This is a genomic window from Mycobacterium talmoniae, assembly GCF_001854525.1.
GTDB classification, from domain to species: Bacteria; Actinomycetota; Actinomycetes; order Mycobacteriales; family Mycobacteriaceae; genus Mycobacterium; species Mycobacterium talmoniae.
Window position 1 is genome coordinate 1 of record NZ_MLQM01000277.1, and the last position, 3751, is coordinate 3751.

The following is a 3751-nucleotide window of genomic DNA, read 5'->3' on the forward strand; positions in this document are numbered from 1 at the left end:
ACCAGGGCGAGCTTCTCCATGACGATGTCACGGATCTCGCTCTCCTTCTTCTTGGTGTGCTCGCGCAGCGGGAACGCGGTGTTGTCGAACAGGTTCATCGACCCGAACAGCGCACCGTCCTGGAACAACACCCCGAACAGGGTGCGGATCTCGTAGAGCTCCTTGGCCGAGCATTCGATGATGTCGGTGCCGTCGATCAGGATCGAGCCGCGCTCGGGGCGCAGCAGACCGATCAGCGACTTCAAAAACACGGATTTGCCGGTACCCGACGGCCCCAGCAACACGCTGACCTCACCCGAGGGAATCGTCATCGTGACGTCTTCCCAGATTCGCGCAGAACCGAAGGATTTAGTCAGTCCTTCTACCTCAATGGCGACACCCATGGGAGATCCTTCCGGCTACGTTTGCTCGCGGCACGCGCCTGCGCGTGTGGCACAGGCCACTGTAGCGCACTCGGTGAGCGCGCATCACGGTACCGGGACCGCCCGCTAAAGACGGCGCCCGACAAGCCAAGTGCCGACTCTAAAGTCTGCCCTTGCGGCCCCGGACGGCGGCCCGGAATGCACGAAACCCCCGAGGCCGGGCCTCGGGGGTTTCGTGGCGGAAACTACTTGACGGTGACGGTGGCGCCGGCGGCCTCGAGCTTGGTCTTGGCCTCCTCGGCAGCCTCCTTGGCGACCTTCTCCAGCAGCGGCTTGGGCGCGCCGTCGACCAGGTCCTTGGCCTCCTTGAGGCCCAGGCCGGAGACGACCTCGCGCACGACCTTGATGACGCCGATCTTCTTCTCGCCGGCCGACTCAAGGATGACGTCGAACTCGGACTGCTCCTCGGCGGCCTCAGCGGGCGCGGCGCCGCCGGGGGCGGCGGCAGCCACGGCCACCGGGGCGGCCGCGGTGACCTCGAAGGTGTCCTCGAACTTCTTAACGAAGTCCGAGAGCTCCAGCAGGGTCATGTCCTTGAACGCGTCGAGCAGCTCGTCGGTGGACAGTTTTGCCATGGGTATGGGTCCTTCCTGATTCCGGTGGTGGTGGGTATTTGGGGTTATTCGGCGGCGTCAGCCGGTGCTTCCGCCGGAGCCTCGCTGGCCGCCTCGGCCGGAGCCTCGGTGGCCTTCTTCTCCTGCAGCGCGGCCGCCAGCCGGGCCACCTGCGACGCCGGGGCGTTGAACAGCCCGGCCGCCTTGGACAGGTTGCCCTTCATCGCGCCGGCCAGCTTGGCCAGCAGCACCTCGCGGCTCTCCAGGTCGGCGATGCGCTCCACTTCGCCGACGGTCAGCGGGTGACCGTCCATGTAGCCGCCCTTGATGACCAGCGCCTTGTGGTCCTTGGCGAAGGTCTTGATCGCCTTGGCGGCGTCGACCGGCTCACCGCTGATGAACGCGATCGCTGTCGGCCCGACGAACAGTTCGTCCAGGCCGTCGACACCCGCCTCCGAGGCGGCCCGCTTGACCAGCGTGTTCTTGGCCACCGCGTAGGTGACCGACTGGCCCAGCGAGCGACGAAGCTCGGCCAGGTGGGCCACCGTCAGGCCGCGGTATTCGGTGATCACGGTGGCGGTCGAGGCCTTGAACTGCTCGGCGATGTCCGCGACGGCGGCGGCCTTGTCAGCCCTCGCCATGCATACCTCCTCGGGTGTCGAAAATCCCTGTGCTTGCCTGGTGTCCACCCGGAAATAACGAACGCCCCGCCGCAGAACGGTCGGGGCGTCAAGATATGCCGGCAAGCGCCGGTGTGTGCCTCGTCCTCCTGCGTGGGCCGCCGGGATATTCCCGGACCTTCAACCTTGCGGTGACCGACGGTCTTGGGTGGATCGCGGACTAGCGTACCGCGGCCGCCGCGATCAGCCAAAACGGGGCGCCGTGGCCTATGCCCCGGCGTTGACTCTGCGTCCACCAGGGTGTCAACTCGCACTTCTGCCTGGTGGGCGCAGAGTCAACGTCGGGCGTGGGCTCCGCCGCCCGACTCAGCCCGGCCACGCTGCTGAAATCGACACGAAAACTGGCATTCGACCCCCGGAATCAGGCTGTCGCGCCGTATGGACGTCGATCTCAGCAGACGCCGATGACCAGCAGCACGAACAGCGCCGCCAGCAGTGTCACCCGCAGCCAGTGCAGCCGGTCCCAGCGGGTGACGAGCCGAGGCGACACCTCCCCGCCGGCAATCCGGTTGTTGATCGGCACCATCACCGCCACCGTCATCAGCACGACGGCGGCCATCAGGGCCACGCCGGTCCCGATCAGCCAGCGCTGCGGCCCCGCGACCAGCGCGGCGCCCACCAGCAGCGCCAGCGCGGCGAGGTACCAGAACGGCATCACGCGTCCCAGCACGCGGGCGCCGTCGCTGCGGGCGGCGCGAAACGCGTCGTCGGGTAGCCGCCCCGCGATCGGATGGAGGAACGCCGCCACCGCGAACTCGGATCCCACCAGCGGCCCGACCACCAGCACGGCCAGGATCTCCACGATTTCTTTCACGGGATCGACCCTGGTCGGTAAGCTGACGAAAAACAAGGTACTGACAAATTAGTCAGCGTAGGAGTGGCGATGGCGGTGTCGAAAAAGGATGTCAGCGACTGCCCGATCGACGCTGCGCTGTCGGTGATCGACGGGCGCTGGAAGGGCACCATCCTGTGGCGGCTCAGCGACGGGCCGATGCGCACCGCCGAGCTGCGGCGCAGCATCCCGGGCATCACCGAGCGGATGCTGATCCGCCACCTGCACGAGCTGGTCGCCGACGGCATCATCGACCGCGACGACGCCGGCACGGTGCCGCCCTGTGTGCACTATTCGATCTCCGAGTACGGCCAGACGCTAGCTCCGGTGCTGGGCGCGCTGTGCGACTGGGGCCGCACGCATATGCAGCGCAGGGCCCCCGCGCGTCAATGACTCTGCGTCGACGGCGGGGCCTTCTCGCGCTTTGCCGCCGTGAGCGCAGAGTCAGCGCCCGCAGGCCCGCAAGCGCGCCACACTCTGCACTGCAATTGCACTACGATTTGAAACATGGGAACGCTGACAATCCGCACTGATTCGGAGGTCGAGCGGGCACTGGCGGCGCTAACCAGCGACGGGCAATCCCGTTCCGAGGCTGCCCGGACGGCAATTCTGGAGGCGGAACGAGCGCACCGCCGTGCGCGGTTACGGGCCGAGGCCGAAGAACTGCGTAACGACCCCGACGACGTCGCCGCCTCACGCGAACTGGCCGCGGAGATGGACGCTGTTCGTGCGTGGTGACCTCTACCGGCTCAAGGTGCCCAAGGATGCCCGTGGCCACGAACAATCCGGCGGCCGCTACGCGGTCGTGGTGCAGTCCGACGACCTACCGCTGTCCACCTGGATCATCGCGCCAACCTCAACCGGCCGCCGCGCCGCATCGTTTCGGCCGGAGATCGAGATCCACGGCACCAAGACGCGGGTGATGGTCGAACAGTTAACCGTCGTCGACCCGCAGGTCCGTCTCGGCGAATTCGCCGGCCGCCTCGCCGGCGCTGAGCTGGACGCCGTCAATGCTGCACTCCTGGCGGTGCTGGGGCTCGACTAGAGCCCTCCGCGTTGATGACTCTGCGTCCACCAGGGTGTCCACTCGCACTTCTGCGGGGTAGCCGCAGAATCAACGCGGACGGAGGTTCGCCAGTCGGGCCGCGCCGATCAGCCCGGCGTCGCCGCCGAGTGCGGCCGGCACCACCCGCAACCCGGCTAAAAACGCCAACCCCGCGTAGCGGCCTAACGCCGCGCGCAGCGGGTCGAACAGCGCCGGCC

General features: G+C 67.5%; 7 protein-coding genes and 1 pseudogene. 3 read left to right on the forward strand and 5 right to left on the reverse strand.

What is annotated here, in order from left to right; translation table 11 throughout:
- The 4 genes from BKN37_RS26280 to BKN37_RS26295 all read right to left on the reverse strand — a co-directional run.
- A partial coding sequence (locus tag BKN37_RS26280) for an ABC transporter ATP-binding protein (RefSeq protein ID WP_131823496.1) occupies positions 1–383 on the reverse strand: 383 nt, incomplete at its 3' end.
- Positions 384–607: 224 nt separating this feature from the next.
- Entirely contained in the window at positions 608–997 is a 390-nt protein-coding gene (gene rplL, locus BKN37_RS26285) for a 50S ribosomal protein L7/L12 (RefSeq protein ID WP_071030152.1), read from the reverse strand.
- Between the two features lie 44 nt (positions 998–1041).
- Positions 1042–1617 (reverse strand): 50S ribosomal protein L10, encoded by a 576-nt coding sequence (gene rplJ, locus BKN37_RS26290; protein ID WP_071030154.1) that lies wholly within the window; start codon positions 1615–1617, stop codon positions 1042–1044.
- A 430-nt stretch (positions 1618–2047) separates the two neighbouring features.
- A complete protein-coding gene (locus tag BKN37_RS26295) occupies positions 2048–2470 on the reverse strand; it encodes an anthrone oxygenase family protein (protein ID WP_071030156.1) in 423 nt (140 codons plus the stop codon).
- Positions 2471–2539: 69 nt separating this feature from the next.
- On the opposite strand from BKN37_RS26295, the gene BKN37_RS26300 reads away from it, so the two are divergent.
- The 3 genes from BKN37_RS26300 (at position 2540) to BKN37_RS26305 (ending at position 3533) form a co-directional block, all read left to right on the forward strand.
- The gene (locus BKN37_RS26300) at positions 2540–2881 is read left to right on the forward strand and encodes a winged helix-turn-helix transcriptional regulator (RefSeq protein WP_071030160.1); all 342 of its coding nucleotides are present in this window, start codon (positions 2540–2542) and stop codon (positions 2879–2881) included.
- A gap of 114 nt (positions 2882–2995) precedes the next feature.
- On the forward strand, positions 2996–3226 hold the full coding sequence (locus BKN37_RS28160) for a hypothetical protein (RefSeq protein ID WP_083342066.1): 231 nt from the start codon (positions 2996–2998) through the stop codon (positions 3224–3226).
- Entirely contained in the window at positions 3216–3533 is a 318-nt protein-coding gene (locus BKN37_RS26305) for a type II toxin-antitoxin system PemK/MazF family toxin (protein ID WP_071030158.1), read from the forward strand. Before BKN37_RS28160 ends, BKN37_RS26305 begins: the two co-directional genes overlap by 11 nt.
- Positions 3534–3602: 69 nt before the next feature.
- Here the strand turns inward: BKN37_RS26305 and BKN37_RS30065 are convergent.
- Positions 3603–3751 (reverse strand): annotated as a pseudogene (locus tag BKN37_RS30065) (ROK family protein); the annotation flags it as partial.